Source organism: Plantactinospora solaniradicis (genome assembly GCF_042658085.1).
GTDB lineage: Bacteria > Actinomycetota > Actinomycetes > Mycobacteriales > Micromonosporaceae > Plantactinospora > Plantactinospora solaniradicis.
The window spans coordinates 1-667 of sequence record NZ_JBHSPR010000104.1; the positions used below are offsets into that span (position 1 = coordinate 1).

Annotated in this window: 1 protein-coding gene; it reads right to left on the reverse strand. The window is 66.3% G+C overall.

Features of this window, described 5'->3' with window-relative positions; genetic code table 11:
• Positions 1-667 (reverse strand): condensation domain-containing protein (locus tag ACFP2T_RS47070; protein ID WP_377434365.1); only part of this gene is annotated, 667 nt, incomplete at both ends.

Sequence of the window (667 nt, forward strand, 5' to 3'; positions counted from 1 at the left end):
GACCAGACGAACCATCCGATCGTCGTCGAACAACACCGTGCTGTACTGCACCGACCCGACCAGCCCGGATCCGGCCTCGGCCAACGTTATCGCCAGGTCGAACTTCACGGGCATCGGGTGCGGGACGGACGCGTCCTCGACCGTGTGGTCCTCACCATCGCCAGTGGCGTAGTTGAACAGCACCTGGAACAGCGGTGTGCGGGACCGGTCCCGGACCACGCCGAGTTCGTCGACGAGCTGCTCGAACGGCACATCCTGATGCGCGTACGCCGCCAGGGTCTCCGTACGGAGCCGGCTGAGCAGTTCGGCGAACGTCGGGTCGCCGGTCAGGTCGGTGCGTAGCACCAGGGTGTTGACGAAGTAGCCGATCAGCCCTTCGATCTCGGCCCGGTTCCGGTTCGCGATCGGCGTACCGACGACGATGTCTTCCTGACCGGAGTACCGGCCCAGCAGGACGTTGAAAGCGCCGAACACCGTCATGAACATCGACACGCCGGCATCCCGGGACAGCGCGCGCAGACCGTCGACGACCTCGGCCGGAATCTGGAAATCGAATACCGCACCGGCGCTGGACCGCTGCGCCGGTCGCGGTCGGTCGGTCGGCAGTTCCAGCGTCGGCACACCCGTCAACCGCTGCCGCCAGTAGGCGAGTTGATCGTCGAGGACC